At 44.6% G+C, this 18,313-nt stretch carries 14 protein-coding genes; 13 read left to right on the forward strand and 1 reads right to left on the reverse strand.

The features are described from left to right. The first annotated feature begins 590 nt into the window (after positions 1-590). The 11 genes from gltB (at position 591) to BM528_RS14695 (ending at position 13,998) form a co-directional block, all read left to right on the forward strand. Entirely contained in the window at positions 591-5,057 is a 4,467-nt protein-coding gene (gene gltB / locus BM528_RS14645) for a glutamate synthase large subunit (RefSeq protein WP_071980465.1), read from the forward strand. A gap of 13 nt (positions 5,058-5,070) precedes the next feature. Then, entirely contained in the window at positions 5,071-6,486 is a 1,416-nt protein-coding gene (locus BM528_RS14650; RefSeq protein ID WP_071980466.1) for an FAD-dependent oxidoreductase, read from the forward strand. A 300-nt stretch (positions 6,487-6,786) separates the two neighbouring features. Next, complete coding sequence (locus BM528_RS14655) at positions 6,787-7,224, forward strand: hypothetical protein (RefSeq protein WP_071980467.1); 438 nt, start codon at positions 6,787-6,789, stop codon at positions 7,222-7,224. 26 nt (positions 7,225-7,250) lie between these two features. Next, complete coding sequence (locus BM528_RS14660; protein WP_071980468.1) at positions 7,251-8,648, forward strand: amidase; 1,398 nt, start codon at positions 7,251-7,253, stop codon at positions 8,646-8,648. Between the two features lie 199 nt (positions 8,649-8,847). Continuing rightward, on the forward strand, positions 8,848-9,435 hold the full coding sequence (locus BM528_RS14665; RefSeq protein ID WP_071980469.1) for a DUF2726 domain-containing protein: 588 nt from the start codon (positions 8,848-8,850) through the stop codon (positions 9,433-9,435). A gap of 206 nt (positions 9,436-9,641) precedes the next feature. Continuing rightward, on the forward strand, positions 9,642-10,340 hold the full coding sequence (locus BM528_RS14670; protein ID WP_071980470.1) for a 5'-methylthioadenosine/adenosylhomocysteine nucleosidase: 699 nt from the start codon (positions 9,642-9,644) through the stop codon (positions 10,338-10,340). Between the two features lie 135 nt (positions 10,341-10,475). Beyond that, on the forward strand, positions 10,476-11,417 hold the full coding sequence (locus BM528_RS14675) for a cobalamin biosynthesis protein CobD/CbiB (RefSeq protein WP_071980471.1): 942 nt from the start codon (positions 10,476-10,478) through the stop codon (positions 11,415-11,417). Positions 11,418-11,535: 118 nt separating this feature from the next. After that, positions 11,536-12,342: a cobalamin-binding protein gene (locus tag BM528_RS14680; protein ID WP_232230499.1), complete on the forward strand. Its 807-nt coding sequence runs from the start codon at positions 11,536-11,538 to the stop codon at positions 12,340-12,342. A gap of 101 nt (positions 12,343-12,443) precedes the next feature. Then, a complete protein-coding gene (locus tag BM528_RS14685) occupies positions 12,444-12,848 on the forward strand; it encodes a rhodanese-like domain-containing protein (protein WP_071980473.1) in 405 nt (134 codons plus the stop codon). 130 nt (positions 12,849-12,978) lie between these two features. Next, a complete protein-coding gene (locus BM528_RS14690; RefSeq protein ID WP_071981339.1) occupies positions 12,979-13,365 on the forward strand; it encodes a DUF2721 domain-containing protein in 387 nt (128 codons plus the stop codon). Between the two features lie 3 nt (positions 13,366-13,368). Then, positions 13,369-13,998, forward strand: coding sequence for a GNAT family N-acetyltransferase (locus tag BM528_RS14695; RefSeq protein ID WP_083595304.1), 630 nt, complete (start codon positions 13,369-13,371; stop codon positions 13,996-13,998). 66 nt (positions 13,999-14,064) lie between these two features. Here the strand turns inward: BM528_RS14695 and tyrS are convergent, their stop codons facing one another. After that, positions 14,065-15,264 carry a tyrosine--tRNA ligase gene (tyrS, locus tag BM528_RS14700; RefSeq protein WP_071980474.1) on the reverse strand — a complete coding sequence of 400 codons (1,200 nt, stop codon included), beginning with the start codon at positions 15,262-15,264 and terminating at the stop codon, positions 14,065-14,067. Between the two features lie 341 nt (positions 15,265-15,605). Between tyrS and BM528_RS14705 the strand changes: the two genes are divergently transcribed. Both BM528_RS14705 and BM528_RS14710 read left to right on the forward strand, forming a co-directional pair. Continuing rightward, a complete protein-coding gene (locus tag BM528_RS14705; RefSeq protein WP_071980475.1) occupies positions 15,606-16,934 on the forward strand; it encodes a peptidoglycan DD-metalloendopeptidase family protein in 1,329 nt (442 codons plus the stop codon). Between the two features lie 40 nt (positions 16,935-16,974). Beyond that, positions 16,975-18,210, forward strand: a complete 1,236-nt coding sequence (locus BM528_RS14710; protein WP_071980476.1) for an anhydro-N-acetylmuramic acid kinase — start codon at positions 16,975-16,977, stop codon at positions 18,208-18,210. Positions 18,211-18,313: the final 103 nt, after the last annotated feature.

Consider the following 18,313-nt stretch of genomic DNA (forward strand, 5'->3'; position numbering starts at 1 on the left):
GTTTGACTGCAGTGAATTCTAACTACTCTATATTCACACGATTACGCGTAATTGATTAAATTTTACTCAATATAGCAAATTACTTATTATAAGTGGAACGGTTTATTTACAAGTAAATAAAAATACAAAAAACAGGCGCTTGACTAGATAAAACAAAGAATTTACTGAATAATTATTCAAATAAAATTAATGAATGAGAAGTATTATCATTTATTTGAAATTTTCATTTACCCAAAATCACTTTATAACATTATTGTTACAAATCTAAATTAGTGCATGTATAGCATTGATAAGGCTATTATTTTTTATCATTATACTAATTCACTAGTTCCATAGCTTTTTTTAGGTTTGATTTTAGTTTTCAATGTGGGTATTTTGTACGGCCCGCATCGCATCAATGCATAAAAATGCGGAACGGCTGGAACCCTCTAATAATAATTAACGACAAGAAAGACGCATGTGCCGGCGTTATTCATCAGAATAATTGCTTGAGCACGAAAAGATGTCTAATTATGTTTCGATACGCAAACCTAGGCGCATCTGCACGCAACGCATACCTTGCCCAGTCTAAAGGTTGAAGGAGTTAATAGATGAGTTTATACAATCCCAACGATTCCCGGGATAACTGTGGGTTCGGCCTAATAGCCCACACTCACGGGGAAGCCAGTCATGAATTGGTGACCACTGCAATTCACGGTTTAGACCGAATGCAACATAGAGGCGGTATCGCTGCCGACGGTAAAACCGGTGACGGCTGTGGTTTATTGCTACAAAAGCCAGACGCCTTCTTCCATTCCATCGCCTCTGAGAACGGCTGGAAGCTGAGTAAGAAGTATGGCGTTGGTATGGTTTTTTTGAATCAGGACCCTGTACTAGCGCAAGCCGCGCGTGAAGTACTCAATGAAGAATTAGAAAAAGAAACCCTGTCTGTGGTGGGTTGGCGAGAAGTGCCAGTTGACACTTCTGTGCTTGGCGAACTTGCCCTTACCGGAGTACCACAAATAGAACAGGTTTTCGTTAATGCCCCTGCGGGATGGAGAAAACGCGATCTAGAACGTCGTCTTTATATGATTAGACGTCGTGCTGAAAAGCGCCTTGAAAACGATCCAGACTTTTACGTTGCCTGTTTATCTGGGCTTGTAACTATTTATAAAGGCTTGGTAATGCCGAAAGACTTACCAACCTTCTATCTTGATCTAGCTGACGAACGCATGAAAAGCGCCATTTGTGTTTTTCACCAGCGTTTCTCTACAAATACCTTGCCTCGTTGGCCTCTTGCTCAACCATTCCGTTTTCTTGCTCACAATGGTGAAATTAATACTATTAAAGGGAACCGCGATTGGGCTATGGCTCGAGCAGCGAAGTTTTCAACGCCGCTTATTCCAGATTTAAAAGACGCAGCACCTTTTGTTAACACTGAAGGCTCAGATTCGTCGTCTTTAGACAATATGCTTGAGCTATTCCTCGCAGGCGGTATGGATTTATTCCGCGCCATGCGTTTATTAGTGCCGCCGGCGTATCAAAACAACAAAACAATGGACGACGATCTACGTGCATTTTACGAGTTCAACTCTATGCACATGGAACCGTGGGATGGCCCTGCGGGAATCGTGTTAACCAACGGCCGTCACGTTGCATGCAACTTGGATAGAAACGGCCTTCGTCCAGCGCGCTACGTTATTACCAAAAATGGTTTTATTACCCTTGCTTCAGAAGTAGGTATTTGGGATTACGAGCAGTCAGATGTAATCGAAAAAGGCCGAGTTGGGCCAGGTGAAATGCTTGCGGTAGATACGTATACCGGCAAAATTTGGCGCTCAACTGAAATAGATGAAGAGCTTAAGGCAAGACACCCCTATAAAGAATGGCTAGAAAAGCACATTCGTCGTCTTACGCCAATTGAAGAGCTAGATGCATCTCTTATCGGCAAACGAGTGTTTGACGACGATGCCATGGCCGTATATCACAAGCTTCACGCATACAGCTACGAAGAAATTCAGCAAGTCGTGAAAGTGTTGGCAAAAGACGGTCAAGAAGCCGTTGGCTCCATGGGTGATGATACGCCGATGGCGGTTATGTCGTCTCGTCAACGCACCATCTACGATTACTTCCGTCAGCAATTTGCACAGGTAACAAATCCGCCTATCGATCCGCTGCGTGAAAATCACGTGATGTCGCTGGCAACTTGTATAGGCCGCGAGCAAAACGTATTTAGCGAAACCTCGGGTTACGCCGATCGCGTGTTGTTCGACTCGCCTATATTGATGTATACCGATCTTAAACAGCTTCGAGAGTTTAACCCAGAATACTATTATTCTGAGGTCATTGAACTTCAGTACGCTCCTCAAGAAGGCTTGAAAAAGGCTGTTGAGAGAATTTGTAACGAAGTGGAAATGCTGGTTAAGAACAAGCGCGCGGCGTTTGTCATACTTTCAGATCGAAATATCAAGAAAAACCGTTTGGTAATTCCTGCAGCTATGGCCGTAGGTGCGGTTCAAAAGCGTCTTGTAGAAAAATCTCTACGCTGCGATGCAAACGTAGTAGTTGAAACGGCGAGTGCTCGTGATCCTCATCACTTTGCAGTGCTCATCGGCTTAGGCGCAACAGCGGTTTACCCATTCCTTGCATACGAGACCATTGAACAGCTATGTGAAAAAGGCGAGCTAGATATTTCGCCTATGCAGGCCACGTTGAACTACCGTAAAGGTATCAACAAAGGCTTGTACAAAATCATGTCCAAAATGGGCATAAGCACAGTAGCTAGCTACCGCAGCTCCAAACTGTTTGAAGCAATTGGTATCAACAACGAAGTGATGCAGCTTTGCTTTAAAGGTGTAACGTCGCGTATTGAAGGCGCAAGTTTTGATGATTTCCACCAAGATCACATTAACTTGAACCGCATTGCTTGGCTAAAACGCAAGCCTATTTCACACGGCGGTTTACTTAAATACGTACACGACGGCGAGTACCATGCGTACAACCCTGACGTTGTAAAAACGTTGCAAAAAGCGGTAGTTTCTGGTGAATACACCGACTATCAAGAATATGCCAAGCTAGTGAACGAGCGTGCGCCGTCGCATATCCGCGACCTGCTCGCGCTAAATCCTGAATGCGATCCTATTGATATAAGCGATGTAGAAGGGCCGGAGAATCTTTTCCCGCGCTTTGATACTGCAGCAATGTCAATTGGCGCACTAAGCCCAGAGGCTCACGAAGCCTTAGCCATTGCAATGAACCGCTTAGGTGGGCAATCGAACTCTGGTGAGGGTGGCGAACATCCATCTCGCTTCGGTACCGAGAAGAACTCAAAAATTAAGCAAGTGGCTTCAGGCCGTTTTGGTGTAACACCGCATTATCTGGTAAATGCTAACGTCATTCAGATTAAAGTGGCCCAGGGCGCGAAACCCGGAGAAGGTGGTCAGCTACCTGGTGATAAGGTGAATAAGTACATTGCACAGCTTCGTTTCTCTGTGCCAGGTGTAACGCTTATTTCACCACCACCGCACCACGATATTTATTCTATTGAAGATTTAGCCCAGCTTATCTTTGATTTGAAGCAGGTTAACCCAACTGCACTTATTTCTGTGAAATTGGTATCGGAGCCTGGCGTAGGCACAATTGCAACTGGTGTTGCAAAAGCATATGCCGATCTTATTACCATTTCAGGATATGACGGCGGAACTGGGGCCAGCCCACTAACCTCGGTTAAATACGCAGGTAGCCCATTCGAACTTGGTCTTTCTGAAACTCAGCAAGCGCTTATCGAAAACGGATTGCGTCATAAAGTTCGCGTTCAAACCGATGGTGGTTTGAAGACAGGTTTAGACGTAGTTAAAGCCGGTATACTAGGAGCTGAAAGCTTTGGTTTCGGTACTGGACCTATGGTGGCATTAGGCTGTAAATACCTAAGAATTTGTCACCTAAACAACTGTGCGACCGGTGTTGCAACTCAAGATCAAAAGCTTCGTGACGACCACTTTATCGGGCTTCCAGAAATGGTAATGAACTACTTCAAGTTTATTGCCCAAGAAGTACGCGAAATTATGGCGTCTATTGGTGTGAGCAAATTCGATGATTTGGTTGGTCGAACTGAGCTACTGAAAGTGCTTGATGGTATTACCGCGAAACAAAATCGTTTAGATTTATCTCCGCTACTTGCGCAGCCTGTAGCCGGTGAGCATACGCGTTTGTTCTGTTCGCAGACGACCAACGCGCCAATGGACAAAGGTGAGCTAAATGCACAAATGCTCACTGATGGACATCGTGCAGTAGCAAATAGCGAGTCGATTACGCTTAAGTACCCCATTCGCAACACAGACCGCTCGGTAGGTGCATTGCTTTCAGGTGAAATTGCAAAACATCACGGTAATCACGACTTCGAAGATACCCCGATTAAGGTTGAACTTACCGGTACAGCCGGGCAAAGCTTCGGTGTGTGGAATGCAGGTGGCTTACACATGCATTTAGAAGGTGATGCAAACGATTATGTGGGTAAAGGTATGACTGGCGGTAAGCTGGTTATCCACCCGCCAAGAAACATCGAATTCGACGCACACGACAGCGCAATTATGGGTAACACCTGCCTATATGGCGCAACTGGCGGTAAGTTATTTGCTGCCGGCCGTGCAGGTGAACGTTTCGGCGTTCGTAACTCTGGCGCTATTGCGGTTGTTGAAGGCATTGGTGACAACGGTTGTGAATACATGACCGGCGGTATTGTTGCAGTGCTTGGCCCCGTGGGCGTTAACTTCGGTGCCGGTATGACAGGTGGTTTTGCTTACTTAATGGATGATGGCGACGACCTTGAAAACCGCGTTAATGCTGATCTCGTTGATATTATGTCAATTGACGACAAGGCAATTCTTGCCGAGCATTTACGTGGCCTGATTAATCAGCATTATGAAGAAACAGGCAGCGAACACTCGTTGTCATTGCTTACTGACTTCAATGCAACACTATCACGCTTCAAGCTTATTAAGCCTAAAACCAGTGATGTGAAAAACTTACTTGGTCACATCAGTCGTTCAAGCGCAGAACTGCGCATTCAGGCTCAATAGGAGGATTTAGTTAATGGCAAAGAACGTATATCAATTTGTCGACGTTGAACGTATCGATCCGCCTAAAAAGCCGATCATGGTGCGTAAAGAAGAGTTCGCTGAAATTTATCAGCCGCTGAGTCAGTCGCAAACCGAAGGCCAGGCAGATCGCTGCCTGGACTGCGGTAACCCATACTGCGAATGGAAATGCCCAGTGCACAACTACATTCCGCAATGGCTAGACTTAGCGAACGAAGGCAGAATTATAGAAGCCGCAGAGCTTTCACATAAAACAAATAGCTTGCCGGAAGTGTGCGGTCGCGTATGTCCTCAAGACAGACTCTGTGAGGGTGCATGTACCCTCAACGACGACTTTGGTGCGGTTACTATTGGTAGTATAGAGAAGTATATTACTGACAAAGCCTTCGAGATGGGCTGGCGCCCAGATATGTCAGATGTTGTTTGGACAGACAAGAAAGTCGCTATTGTGGGCGCGGGACCAGCAGGATTGGCTTGCGCAGATATTTTAGTAAGAAACGGCGTTAAGCCGGTGGTTTACGACAAATATGAAGAAATTGGCGGGTTACTGACCTTTGGTATTCCATCGTTCAAGCTCGAAAAAGACGTGATTAAACTGCGTCGCCAAATCTTTACTGACATGGGTGTTGAGTTCGTACTTAATACTGAAATTGGTAAAGACATAGAGTTCCAAGAAGTTCTAGACAAATACGATGCAGTATTTTTAGGCATGGGAACCTACAAGTCGATGCAGGGTGGTTTTGACAATGAACACGTGCACGGTGTTCACGAAGCGCTGCCGTTTTTGATTGCCAACACCAACCGTGTAATGGGCCTAGAAAAAGACCCCGCTGACTTTATCGATATGAAAGGCAAACGCGTAGTGGTACTTGGCGGTGGTGATACCACCATGGACTGCTTGCGCACGTCTATTCGCCAAGGCGCCAAAAGCGTGACTTGTGCTTACCGTCGTGATGAAGAAAGCATGCCTGGTTCGCGTCGCGAAGTAGTAAATGCGAAAGAAGAAGGTGTCGAATTTAAGTTTAACCTTCAACCACTAGATATTGCTGTTGATGACAACGGCAATGCCGTAGGCGTTAAGTTGGTTAAAACTGAAATGGGTCCACCAGATTCAAACGGTCGTCGTCGCCCTATTGAGGTGGAGGGCTCAGAGCATATTCTTGAAGCTGACGCTGTTATAATCGCTTTTGGCTTCCAACCAAGTCCTGCACCATGGTTTGGTGATTTTGGAATCATGCTTGACGAAAAAGGTCGCGTTCGCGCGCCTAGTGCCGGCAAGTTTGCTTACCAAACTTCTAATCCTAAAATCTTTGCTGGTGGCGACATGGTAAGAGGAAGTGATTTGGTAGTAACTGCCATCGATGAAGGCCGTAAAGCCGCTGAAGGTATTATGGACTTTATGGGCGTTTAGTCTGCTTAGCTCATGAAACCATAAAAAGGGCTTAAACGCATATCGCGCTTAAGCCTTTTTTGTTTTTTATAGGCGCGTTTTTACAGGCTACAATTTCTGTTCTAATACCAGTGTGGATAAATATACGGTATACCCTTTTCGCTTTTGATATACCTGAAAGAACAAAGGTTCAGTTGAAGTTCTTCGCTATTCTTTTTACTATCAAATAAGTGTTAATCCAAATACTCTATCTATACGGGATATGAATCCGTGTATAAGGTTAGCGCAACAATATATAAATATAATGAGAATGTGTTCACCATGAATAACAAGTTAAGCTTTTTGCCCAGTACACAACTGTTGCTGAAAACCGTTGCTGTTACCCTTACATTATTGGGGAGTGGGGTTACGCATGCTGATAAACTATCGGTGGCGCAGCAGGAAAAATTACAAAGCGGTGCTGCTATGGGTACGCCAAGCACAGTATCATGCCCTAGTGAGTTCCATTCAATTGTATTGTCTTCAGATGCCACGCAGTGCCAGCAATTTGAAAGCGAAATTCCGGCGGCTATGGTTTACCACACCGCTATGTCTCCATCTCAGGTAATTAGCTTTTACAAAGAGCAATTGCCGATGTTCAAAACCCATCCAGCCGTTAATCAGCGCACGCTCATTACATCAAAAGAACGTCATACCAAAATTGTAATTTCACCAGATAACACGGGTGCCCAAGTCGATATTTTGGTGGCTGCGAAATAGCTAGCCTTTAGGGAGAGCGTTGTAAAATGACAGACTTAACTCTCCACAACCAGCCCGATGCCACCGCAATGCTTGAACAAATGCGCAAGGGTGAGTGCACCAGCAAGCAACTTGTGAAAGCAAGTCTGGAAAGGCTGCGTTTTGTAAATCCAATATTAAACGCGGCAACTCAAGTGTTTGCCGAACAGGCATTAGCCGCCGCTGAAAACCCCATTGCCGGGCCGTTATCAGGCTTACCAATAACCCTCAAAGAAACGTATGCCCTGGCAGGTGAGCAGATTACTATTGGTAGCCGGCGCATGCAGCCTATTCAATGTTCAAAGGATGCTCCAGTCGTTGAGCGACTAAAGGCGGCAGGAGCCATTGTTATTGCGCGAAGCAATGTTCCTGAATTTGTGATGACGGCCGAAACGGATAATTTGCGCTTTGGCCGCACCAATCATCCAAAAGATCAACGTCTTGTTCCTGGAGGCTCTACCGGTGGCGAAGGCGCACTTGTCGCCAGTGGCGTATCACCTATGGGCTTTGGTACTGACATTTTAGGCTCTATACGCATCCCTGCTGCGTTTTGCGGTTTAGTTGGCTTTAGACCGCACTCTGGAGCAATAAACAAAACTTCGGTATATCCTCAATCAGGGCCTTATTTTGAAACATTCAATGGAATAGGCCCACTCACCAGAAGTGTGCGCGATGCTCGCCTTGCGTATTCCGTAATAGCCGACACGCCTCCACAACCGCCAGCAAGCATAAATGGATTACAACTAATTGCTCCGCGCAATTACCCATTTGAGGCGAAAGACCAGTGTATTAGCTCGGCCTATGAAGCTGCACTAAAAGAGTTGCAAGTAGCCGGTATGAGCAAGCATGAACCGGTTTTTAACGATATTAAAACGCTGTTTATGAATGTTCCAAAACTGGTTACTGGTGAAATGATTTCCACATGGAAAAAGTGGCTATCTAGCGAAGGTAAGCCCTTTTCGACCATAAGCGAAGCGCTGCGTCAAATAACAGGGCGCCCTACCGTACAGCATGGCTTTTTCCTATGGCTTTCGCTTATTCATTGTCTATACCGGCCTCGAGGACAGGCTGAGTTAGCTAGTGTTATAGAAACCTATGAACAGGCGCGAAAGCACTACCGGCAGTTAATGGGGCCTGACGGAATACTGTGCTTACCCACGCTGGGCATGCTTGCCCCTGAACACGGCGCAATGAATAAAGCGACATTAATGAAACCAGGCCTGAACAAACAGATTACTGCTCACACACTGGTTAACATACTCGACTTATCTAGCATTACCGTACCTGCTCGCGGATTTGCTGACAAAAAAACCGGGTTACTGCCGGGTATTATGCTTGCAGCTGTTCCAGGTAACGAAGGCGCGCTGCTAGATGTAGCTGCGGTACTTGAAAAAGCATTGCGATAGCGACTCTTAATTACCCCTCTACTTATTTTTCATAACCTCTGATTTCACAATTACCTCTCATTCCCCCTCTCATCACAGACTTTCACACTTAATAATCATTATTGGCATCTGCATTGCAAAGTCACTAGTACCAAAGGTCTAGCTTGATTAAGCGTCACCTTTTTGACGCTGATATTGATTGAAATATGTGAGGATAAAGATGGAATTGGCAATTATTTTAATGATGTTACTTATTGTCGTTGCTCTAGGCGCCATAAAATTGTCTGACGGAGGAATGGCATTTCCATTTCGTCGTAAGCCGCAACTTTTTACCCAAGTGGAATGCTCATTTTTAACGTTAATTGAACAAGCCGTTGGCCGTGAATTCAGAGTAATGTGCCGAGTTCGCCTCAACGACATGGTGACAGTTCGTCAATCGACAAAAAAGAAAACTGCCACGCAAGCAGTATCTCGAGCATCAAGTCGTCAGCTAGATTTTGTGCTTGTTGAGAAAGACACCATGAGCCCGGTTTTAGCCATTGATTTAGTACATAACCAAGGCAAAGACGGCTATAAAACACAAAAAGACTGGTTTGTTACAGGCGCACTAGACGCTGCAGGCGTGCCTCATGTGCGTATTAAAGTGAAATCTGGTTACAGCGTGGAAGATATTCGCGAGTGTCTTGAAAATAAACTTGTCCCCTATCGCCGTCTTCAGCAAAAAATGGCGCAACAGCCTACACTTAACCCAGAGCCAACAAAACGCCCTACTCGACCAATAAGATCTAGCCGCCCTGCCGCAGCTTAATTAGATTACCTCCTCTTCCCCCTGCCTTTGTTGTATCGCTATCTAACGATTAGCCACTACAACAAAGGCATTTTTCTATCAGTTTTCTCCCATTACTTATACAATTACGAATATATATCTATACAGTTGCTAGTTTTAGCACTGCTATAATCTTTAATGAAGCCGTGCAATAGCACTCATTAACACGCTCACATGTCGGTAAAACTATGAAACGAATTGGTATTTTAGGTGCAATGGATGAAGAAGTTGCGCTACTGAAAGCGTCGCTTGACGATTTGAAAGAAACTAAGTGGAAGCATTTAACGTTTTACGAAGGCACACTAAGTGGTATCGAAGTTATTTTGGTAAAATGCGGCATTGGTAAAGTTGCAGCCGCCATAGCAACAACTGTTCTTATTGAGCAGTACGCCCCCGATGCAGTAGTGAACACTGGCTCTGCTGGTGGCTTTGATAAGAATCTTAACATTGGCGATGTCGTTGTAGCTACCCACGTTATTCATCACGATGCCAACCTTACGCACTTTGGGTACAAATTAGGCCAATGCGCAGGTATGCCTGAAGATTTTCGCTGTGATGACGCCCTTATCGACACCGCCAAAAAAGCGACAGCACACATTTCTGAAATACAGTCGACAAGCGGACTCATTTGCACTGGCGACGCTTTTATCGGTAGCGACGAAGCCGTAGCAAAGCTAAGAGAGGACTACCCCGAAATGAAAGCGGTTGAAATGGAGGGCGCAGCCATTGGGCAAGTTTGCTATATGCTGAACACGCCGTTCCTTGTTATTCGCTCTTTATCCGATATTGCTGGTAAAACCTCCTCGGTTAGCTTTAAAGAGTATTTGGACACCGCCGCTAAACATTCTGCAGAGCTTGTAATGGCTATGATCAAAGACTTTGCTTAGCTCGCTTTGGCCTTGCTTTGTTGCTTAATCATGTTTAATGATCATGCAGCCTAGTCATGTCGCTTGAGCATGTCGCTTGAGCATGTAGCCTGATATGCTGCCTAAACTTTTCCCTAGCTAAGGCTTGATTTAATAATGGACTTTTTAGTTAGCGGAATTGACTTTAAGCCGCTATTAATACTTTGGTTGGCCATCGCCGTAGATGCATCTTGGCGATGGCCTCAACAAACCCACCCGCTTACGCTTATGCGCTATTTGGTCAATCAAATGGGGCGCAAAGTACTTCCTTCTCAAAAGTTTGCGGCTAGCCAGCATTATATTTCGGGTGCTTTGGCGGCTGTTGTACTGCTCAGCCCTCTTGTTGTCTGTCTTGGCATATTGGTATCAATCGCTCAATACCCTGTGTTTTTTGAAGCCATAATTATGGTGGTGTTACTCGACTACGGCTATCAACGCCAGCAGTATAAAAGAGTGCTCTTTACCGTAGGGAAAAACAAAAAGTCCTTAGCCCGTGAAATGGTGTCCAGCATCACCGCAAGGCAGTGTGATACGTTAACCGATATGGGCATGGCAAAGGCATCTATCGAGTCGCTGTGGCTTAAGTTTTTGTATCTATTTTGCGGCGTTATTTTTTATTATGTCGCTTTTGGGGCTATGGGTGCGTTAATTTATCGACTGCTGCTTTTAACATCCTGGCAATGGCATTACCGCGACCCAAAAATGGCGTTATTTGCATTACCAGTAAGGCGTATTGTTTCTATTTTAGTAATCCCCCCAGCAATAATTGGCGCGTTAGCGACCTTAATAAGTAGCAAACCTATAATGGGTATTAAGGCTATGAAGCGCTGCCCATCAAAGGACAAAACCTCCTTGCTGTTAGCGGCACTTGGTGGCATTCATAATATAAAGCTAGGCGGGCCTGCTATTTATGCTAACCAAAAGATACGCTACCCGCGAGTAGGGGGAAATAGAGATGTTACCTTTTCAAGCATGGTGTATGTAAAGAGAACGGTGATAAATGCAATGATCGTCGTCACAGCCCTTGCAACTCTTGTTATTATGATAATAAATGCTTAGCAGAAGGACTTTTCTCATTCGTACAGCTCGCTATTTAACAATACCTCTCGTTAATAAACAACGTGTCTTAGCGCTTTTTTTACTCAGTATGTGCGCTGTTGCACAAGCATGGGCTCATATGGCAAGTGAGCGAGATTTAAGTGATTTGGATATAAGTGGGAGCCCTGAAACTGATACTCGTAATGAAATTCGTATTGTCAGCTTAGCTCCTCACCTCACCGAATGGGTATACAGCTTGGGGTTAGGCACAAACCTTGTGGCGGTTAGCGATTACAGTGATTACCCTGAAGCTGCAAAGACGCTGCCACGGGTGGCTGATTATCAAGGCATTGATATGACTGCGATTCTCTCATTACAGCCAGATCTTGTTTTGGCCTGGAAAGGAGGAAATAAGCCTCAAGACATACAGAAGCTATCATCATTAGGACTGAAGGTGTTTTATAGTGCAATAACCGACGTTGATGACATTCCCTCCGAATTAATTCGACTAGGTGCAATGACGAATACTGCACCTCAAGCAAAAGCACTGGCATCTGCATTTGCTCAGCAAATAGCGACACTTCGAAACACCTTTTCGAGTAAACCATTTAAACCAGTATTTTACTATTCTTGGGCTGCCCCTCTAATGACAGTGGGTCCGAATGCATGGCCTAACAAATTACTCAATATATGCGGCGCGCAATCTGCATTTTATGACAGCCCTGTTGATTACCCGCAGGTGTCGGTGACCGAGGTATTGAAGCGTCAGCCCGAGGCGTTAATTGCAGCAAGTAAAGAGAGCCCACAAACGTTATCCTCTTTTTGGGCACCACATCGCGAATTCTTGAAAGCCGAGTTAATCACCGTTGACCCAGATATAACAAGTCGTTTCTCGCTGCGACTTGCCGATGAACTAAAACAACTTTGCATTGGTATCAATTCTTAATTGATAAAAGTACTAAACATCTAAAACAAATGCTTGGGTTTGTAGTATCTTAATAAGTGCATTGTCTTATTAATAGCATAGCCGCGAAGGAAAAGGTCAACATGCGATTGGTCGTTACTGGTTTTTTAGTTGCTGTAGGTATTGCGCTATTTCTATCTCTACAGTTTACAGCTAAAGCAACTACTCAAAAAGAAGTTGAGGCCTCTCCATACTTGCTTGAACGAGTAGCAAGTAATGACTGGCTGCTTATCGACGTTAGATCTCCTGAGGAATATGCCGACGGTCATATACCTGGTGCTATTAACATGCCCCACGAGAATATAAACGGTTACTTAAGCAAACTTGAACAACACAAAAACAAACCTATCATCATTTACTGCCGTTCGGGTAGACGAGCCAAGCTTGCTATGAAGGTATTACAAGAGCACGACTTTACTGATGTTATGCATCTTGAAGGCGACATTCTAGGGTGGAACGAAGCGGGTCTCGCTTTAGAACAGATGTAACCACTGGTTAAAACGTTCTAACATGTTCCTGTTATTGAAGAATTCACTCTCTTTATGAACGAAAGCAACGCTGTGTTCCCTTCTCGTCTATGTGATACACTTTTTTCATGACATTTTTTTCGTGAATCCCATGAAGATAGATATTGCTACTCCCGCTATGCTATTCCCTGCTATTTCGTTACTGCTTTTAGCGTATACGAACAGGTTTCTTACTTTGGCAACCATTATTCGGAATTTCTCAAAAGAGGAACGCAACGATAATACGGTAGCCCAAATAACCAATTTACGGCAACGAATTCAACTAATAAAGCGTATGCAAATTGCCGGCGTTGGCAGCTTCTTTCTTTGCGTAGTATCAATGCTTGCCATCTATCTCACCTATCAAAAAGTAGGTAATTGGATCTTTGCCGCTAGCTTAGTGTCGTTGCTTTATTCTTTGTGGATGTCTGTAAGAGAAATACTGATTTCTGTTGAAGCGCTTGATGTCCACCTAGATGGAATGAAGGACGATAGTTAAAAAATGGGGTCGAATATAGAGAAGCGCGATGAAGCTGCTTTGAGTACAACAGGCTCTGCTGAAACAGCCACAGACACCATTACTTTTATTCAACTGAGTCCAGAACATTTTGAAGGTGTAATTGAGCTGGGTAATTCGGTTCACGGTGATAATTATTTAACGCCTGAGTTACTGGCTAATTATTACAACCGCAGCTTTCATAACAATATTAATGCGAGCTGGCTTGCCCTGCAAAACAATACAGTTGTAGGTTTTAGACTTACCTTTGCTCATACCCAATGGACACAAGATAAATGGTGTTCTCCACACTTGTGGAACGTGGATAAAGAAAAGGTATGCTACTTTAAGTGCAATACGGTTAGCCCCTTAAAGCAAGCTTTAGGTATTGGCAGCGCGCTATTGGCAAAATCCATAGAGAGTGCTAAAGCACAAGGCGCCGTTGCTGGGCTTGCACATATTTGGCTAGCAAGTCCTGGAAATAGTGCATTTAAGTATTTTTCGAAAAATGGTGGAGTGCTTGTGAGAAAGCACGCGAACAAATGGCAGCACGCTTCTATCCACGAAGGCTACGACTGCCCAGTTTGTTCTGGGTATTGTGAGTGTGAAGGCGCAGAGATGCTCCTTTCGTTTTAAACGCACTTTTGTCAAAAAAAAGCCCGCTCAAATTAGCGGGCTTTCGAATAGAATTTTAGTGAAGCATTAAGCTAGCGTGATACGGGCAAACTTGCGTTTACCTACCTGATACACGTTTTCACCTTTTTCGGTAATCACTAAACGGGTGTCTTCTACTTTGTCGCCGTTTATTTTAACTGCGCCTTGTTTAATCATGCGCATGGCATCTGACGTTGAACCAACAAGCTTCGCTTCTTTTAACAAATTGCCGATAGCGATGCCTTCGTCGCTTAATGCAATTTCAAGCTCTGGCATGTCATCAGGGATAGCATTTTTCTGGAAGCGTTGGATAAAGTCTTGGTGTGCGCCTTCTGCTGCTGCATCGTCGTGGAAACGAGCAATGATTTCTTTTGCCAGCATGATTTTAATATCGCGAGGGTTCTCTCCGCTTTCAACGCGAGCTTTAAGCTCTGCAATTTCCTCAAGAGGACGGAAGCTAACTAGGTCATAGTAGCGCCACATCAAATCATCAGAAATAGACATTACCTTACCGAACATCTCATTAGGCGTGTCTGTAATACCAATGTAATTGTTCAACGACTTTGACATTTTCTGAACGCCGTCTAGGCCTTCAAGTAGCGGAACCATCACAATCGACTGCTGCTTTTGCCCCTGCTCTTTTTGAAGCTCACGCCCCATAAGTAGGTTAAAGCGCTGATCGGTACCGCCTAACTCAACATCTGATTCAAGAGCCACAGAGTCCCAACCTTGCACCAGCGGATACAAGAACTCGTGAATAGCGATAGGCTGGCCGTTGTTGTAACGCTTTTTAAAGTCATCACGCTCTAGCATACGGGCAACGGTTTGGCTTGCTGCAAGTTTGATCATGCCCGCCGCACCAAGTCCGTCCATCCATTCAGAGTTAAAACGAATTTCTGTTTTCTCTTTGTCTAAAATTTTGAAGACTTGCTCTTGATACGTTTTAGCGTTTTCTAATACTTGCTCTTTGCTCAACGGCTTGCGGGTAACGTTCTTGCCCGTTGGATCGCCAATAAGGCCGGTAAAGTCGCCAATGAGAAAAACGACTTTATGCCCAAGCTGTTGGAAAGTGCGCATCTTGTTAATTAGCACAGTGTGACCAAGATGAAGATCAGGCGCAGTAGGATCGAAGCCAGCTTTAATTGTTAGGGTTTTTCCAGATTTTAATTTTTCAATCAAATCCTCTTCAGGGAGAATTTCATCAACGCCCCGTTTAATCTCAGCGAGAGCCGTTTGCCAGTCAGTCATTTGTTAATCACACTCTTTGATAACAGTCATTTATTAATGAGCGGCATTTTACGCATACAAGGGAACCATTAAAAGGTTTAGTCGTCAAAAATCGGAATACCAAACGTCATATTACCGGTAAGGGCATTATGGTTGATCAAAGTGGTGGCTAAAAATGGCAGGTCAAAAGCGTCAAAGTAAATTAGCAACACAGGGGAGCATCACCATACATGCTTATATTTTATACTAATTTGTAACGAGAAAAGTTGCATTTGTATGCAACCTATGTGAAATAGTATTATCGAGATAAATAATGTGAAAAATGGTACCCTGCAGACAAGGTTTCTCTGGTGGTCAGTAGTATGAGAAAGACATTAGACGCTTCTAAAGCAGTCAATTTAATTAAAAAGTTACCAAAGCAGCACCGGACAGGCTTGGCCATTGCCAGCATGTTTTTAGGCGCGCTAATCCTTTTACCGTCAGAGCCGGTGGAAGCGAGTCGTCACACCGAAGCAATGGCACTTGATGCGGGTGTTCGCTATCCTATTGCTATTGATCTAACGCCTTCCTCTGATGTTTTTGTGGGCGAAGACGAGTCGTCTTGGCATACCTACAAGGTGCGAAGCGGCGACACCCTAGCTAAAATTTTTAAACGAGCCGGGTTCACATCACGGGATGTTTACAATGTCACTAACGCTGGCGAGTTAACTAAAACCCTCGTAACACTGCTTCCCGGAGATGAGCTTTCATTTAAAGCAGATAATGAAGGCCGTTTTAGTGAACTCAAATACGCGCTTTCGCCCACAGAAACTCTATTGGTGCGCCAAGATAAGAGCGAAAGCAATACAAAAAAACTGACCGCAGAGCTGGAAAAGCGAAATGTAGATATTCGCTACAACTTTGCGCAAGGTGAAATTAAATCAAGCTTCTGGAACGCAGCCCGCGATGCAGGCATGAGTAGCAATCAAATAATGAACCTTGCGGGTATTTTTGGTTGGGATATTGATTTCGCAATGGAAATACGCGCTGGAGACACCTTCAACGTGGTGTTTGAAGAACAATATATTGACGGCGAGTTTGTTGGTTATGGCGATATTGTAGCCGCCGAATTTACTAACCAAGGCGAACAGTTCAGCGCCATATTGCATGAAGACGGCCGCTACTACACACCTGACGGCCGCAGCATGCGCAAAAGCTTTTTGCGAGCACCGGTTAACTTTAGATACGTAAGCTCCAACTTTACTAAAGCTCGATTTCACCCAGTACAAAAGCGTTGGAAAGCCCACAGAGGTACGGATTATGTTGCCAAAGTAGGCACACCCGTTATGGCTGCTGGTGATGGTAAAGTAGTGAAGTCATCTTATGACAAATACAATGGTCACCACGTATTTATAAAGCACGGTGAGAAATACACCACTAAATACCTGCACTTTAGAAAGCGCGCGGTAAAAGTGGGTGATACGGTAAAACAAGGGCAAACCATTGGTTATCTCGGCAGCACTGGGCTTGCTTCTGGCCCTCACGTTCACTACGAATTTTTAGTGGATGGCGTGCACCGTAACCCCAGAACGGTTCAATTACCAAAGGCATTACCTATTGCAAAAGAAGAACGTGCAAGGTTTATGGAAATTGCATCAGTAAGACAAGAGCAGCTGGATAACAACAAGCGTATTATGCTTGCTATGCGATAACACCTTGACTAAACAAACAGCAAAACTAAAGGCCCGGTAAATGGCCAAGTACATTGGTTTGATGTCTGGAACAAGCATGGACGGCGTAGATGCCGTCCTTTGCGATATAACCAGAGATTCTTGCAATACGCTAGCTGCTTACTCTCTACCCTACCCCAAGGAACTTCTTGCTGCGCTTAACGCATTGTGCGTAGAAGGCGTAAACGAACTTAATACGCTAGCCGTGGCCGATAGGCTTGTGGCAGAAGTGTTTGCCGACGCTGTTAACTCGCTGTTAAAGCAAGAGAACCTATCTTCTTTTGATATAACAGCCATTGGATCTCATGGGCAAACAGTCAGACACCATCCTAATTGCGACGTGCTTTCGGTAAGCTTTGGCAAAGACAATATACGCGGTTTCACGTGTCAAATTGGAGATGCAAATACGTTAGCAGTATTAACGGATATTGACGTAGTCGCCGACTTCAGGAAAAAAGACATTGCACTGGGTGGGCAAGGAGCTCCTCTTGTTCCCGCTTATCACAATGCGGTTTTTTCACACCCATCAAAATATCGAGTTTTGGTAAATATTGGCGGTATTGCAAACATTACGGTTCTTTCGCCGAGTAAACTTCAGCATTCACCTATGGGTTTTGACACCGGTCCAGGTAATACCTTAATGGACAACTGGATTCGACTGCATCTCAATAAAACATACGACAGCAACGGTGAGTGGGCGTCCACAGGCACTGTAAATGAAGAGCTGCTCACTCACATGCTTAAGGATAAGTACTTCGCGCGGCCATTTCCCAAAAGCACAGGGCGCGAGTATTTTAATATAGATTGGTTGAGCAATTACCTATCCTCTTCATTTGCGGCCCACCCGGGCAAAGAGGACGCCAGCTCAGAAAATGAAAATAGTAAAGAAAACGAGCTTCAGCCATGTGATATACAGGCAACTCTTTTAGCATTAACTGCGCACACAATATCTGACGGTATTCAGCACGCGATTAAAGAGACTTTGAGCAAAAACGGTAATGCTGTAGCTGAGGGCATTGAAGTTATAGCCTGTGGCGGTGGAGCTTTTAACCGCGAACTCATGGACCACCTCACCATAGCCTTACCAAATTATAAGGTTTTGACTTCGCACACGTTAGGTATACACCCGCAACATGTTGAAGGAGCCGCGTTTGCATGGTTAGCTTTTGCGAATTTAAATAATATTAAAGGAAATGTGCCTCAGGTTACTGGAGCCAGCAGAGCCGCGGTTCTAGGGGCGCTTTATAAAAAAGAGTAACACGCCCTAGCTTTTACAGACTCAAAACATCTTTATTATAAAGTTTCGCACTAATATCACCTATTGAATCAATCCAAGTTACACCCACCTAAGTATTCACTAC

Origin of the sequence: Alteromonas sp. RW2A1, from assembly GCF_001886475.1 — a bacterium.
GTDB lineage: Bacteria > Pseudomonadota > Gammaproteobacteria > Enterobacterales > Alteromonadaceae > Alteromonas > Alteromonas hispanica.

What these genes read in the sequence shown, in the direction of transcription:
- BM528_RS14675 (WP_071980471.1), top strand. Translation starts at nt 10,476, where the DNA reads ATGGACTTTTTAGTTAGCGGAATTGACTTTAAGCCGCTATTAATACTT.
- tyrS (WP_071980474.1), bottom strand. Translation starts at nt 15,264, where the DNA reads ATGACTGACTGGCAAACGGCTCTCGCTGAGATTAAACGGGGCGTTGAT.
- BM528_RS14695 (WP_083595304.1), top strand. Translation starts at nt 13,369, where the DNA reads ATGGGGTCGAATATAGAGAAGCGCGATGAAGCTGCTTTGAGTACAACA.
- BM528_RS14650 (WP_071980466.1), top strand. Translation starts at nt 5,071, where the DNA reads ATGGCAAAGAACGTATATCAATTTGTCGACGTTGAACGTATCGATCCG.
- BM528_RS14705 (WP_071980475.1), top strand. Translation starts at nt 15,606, where the DNA reads ATGAGAAAGACATTAGACGCTTCTAAAGCAGTCAATTTAATTAAAAAG.
- BM528_RS14690 (WP_071981339.1), top strand. Translation starts at nt 12,979, where the DNA reads ATGAAGATAGATATTGCTACTCCCGCTATGCTATTCCCTGCTATTTCG.
- BM528_RS14655 (WP_071980467.1), top strand. Translation starts at nt 6,787, where the DNA reads ATGAATAACAAGTTAAGCTTTTTGCCCAGTACACAACTGTTGCTGAAA.
- BM528_RS14665 (WP_071980469.1), top strand. Translation starts at nt 8,848, where the DNA reads ATGGAATTGGCAATTATTTTAATGATGTTACTTATTGTCGTTGCTCTA.
- BM528_RS14710 (WP_071980476.1), top strand. Translation starts at nt 16,975, where the DNA reads ATGGCCAAGTACATTGGTTTGATGTCTGGAACAAGCATGGACGGCGTA.
- BM528_RS14670 (WP_071980470.1), top strand. Translation starts at nt 9,642, where the DNA reads ATGAAACGAATTGGTATTTTAGGTGCAATGGATGAAGAAGTTGCGCTA.
- gltB (WP_071980465.1), top strand. Translation starts at nt 591, where the DNA reads ATGAGTTTATACAATCCCAACGATTCCCGGGATAACTGTGGGTTCGGC.
- BM528_RS14660 (WP_071980468.1), top strand. Translation starts at nt 7,251, where the DNA reads ATGACAGACTTAACTCTCCACAACCAGCCCGATGCCACCGCAATGCTT.
- BM528_RS14680 (WP_232230499.1), top strand. Translation starts at nt 11,536, where the DNA reads ATGGCAAGTGAGCGAGATTTAAGTGATTTGGATATAAGTGGGAGCCCT.
- BM528_RS14685 (WP_071980473.1), top strand. Translation starts at nt 12,444, where the DNA reads ATGCGATTGGTCGTTACTGGTTTTTTAGTTGCTGTAGGTATTGCGCTA.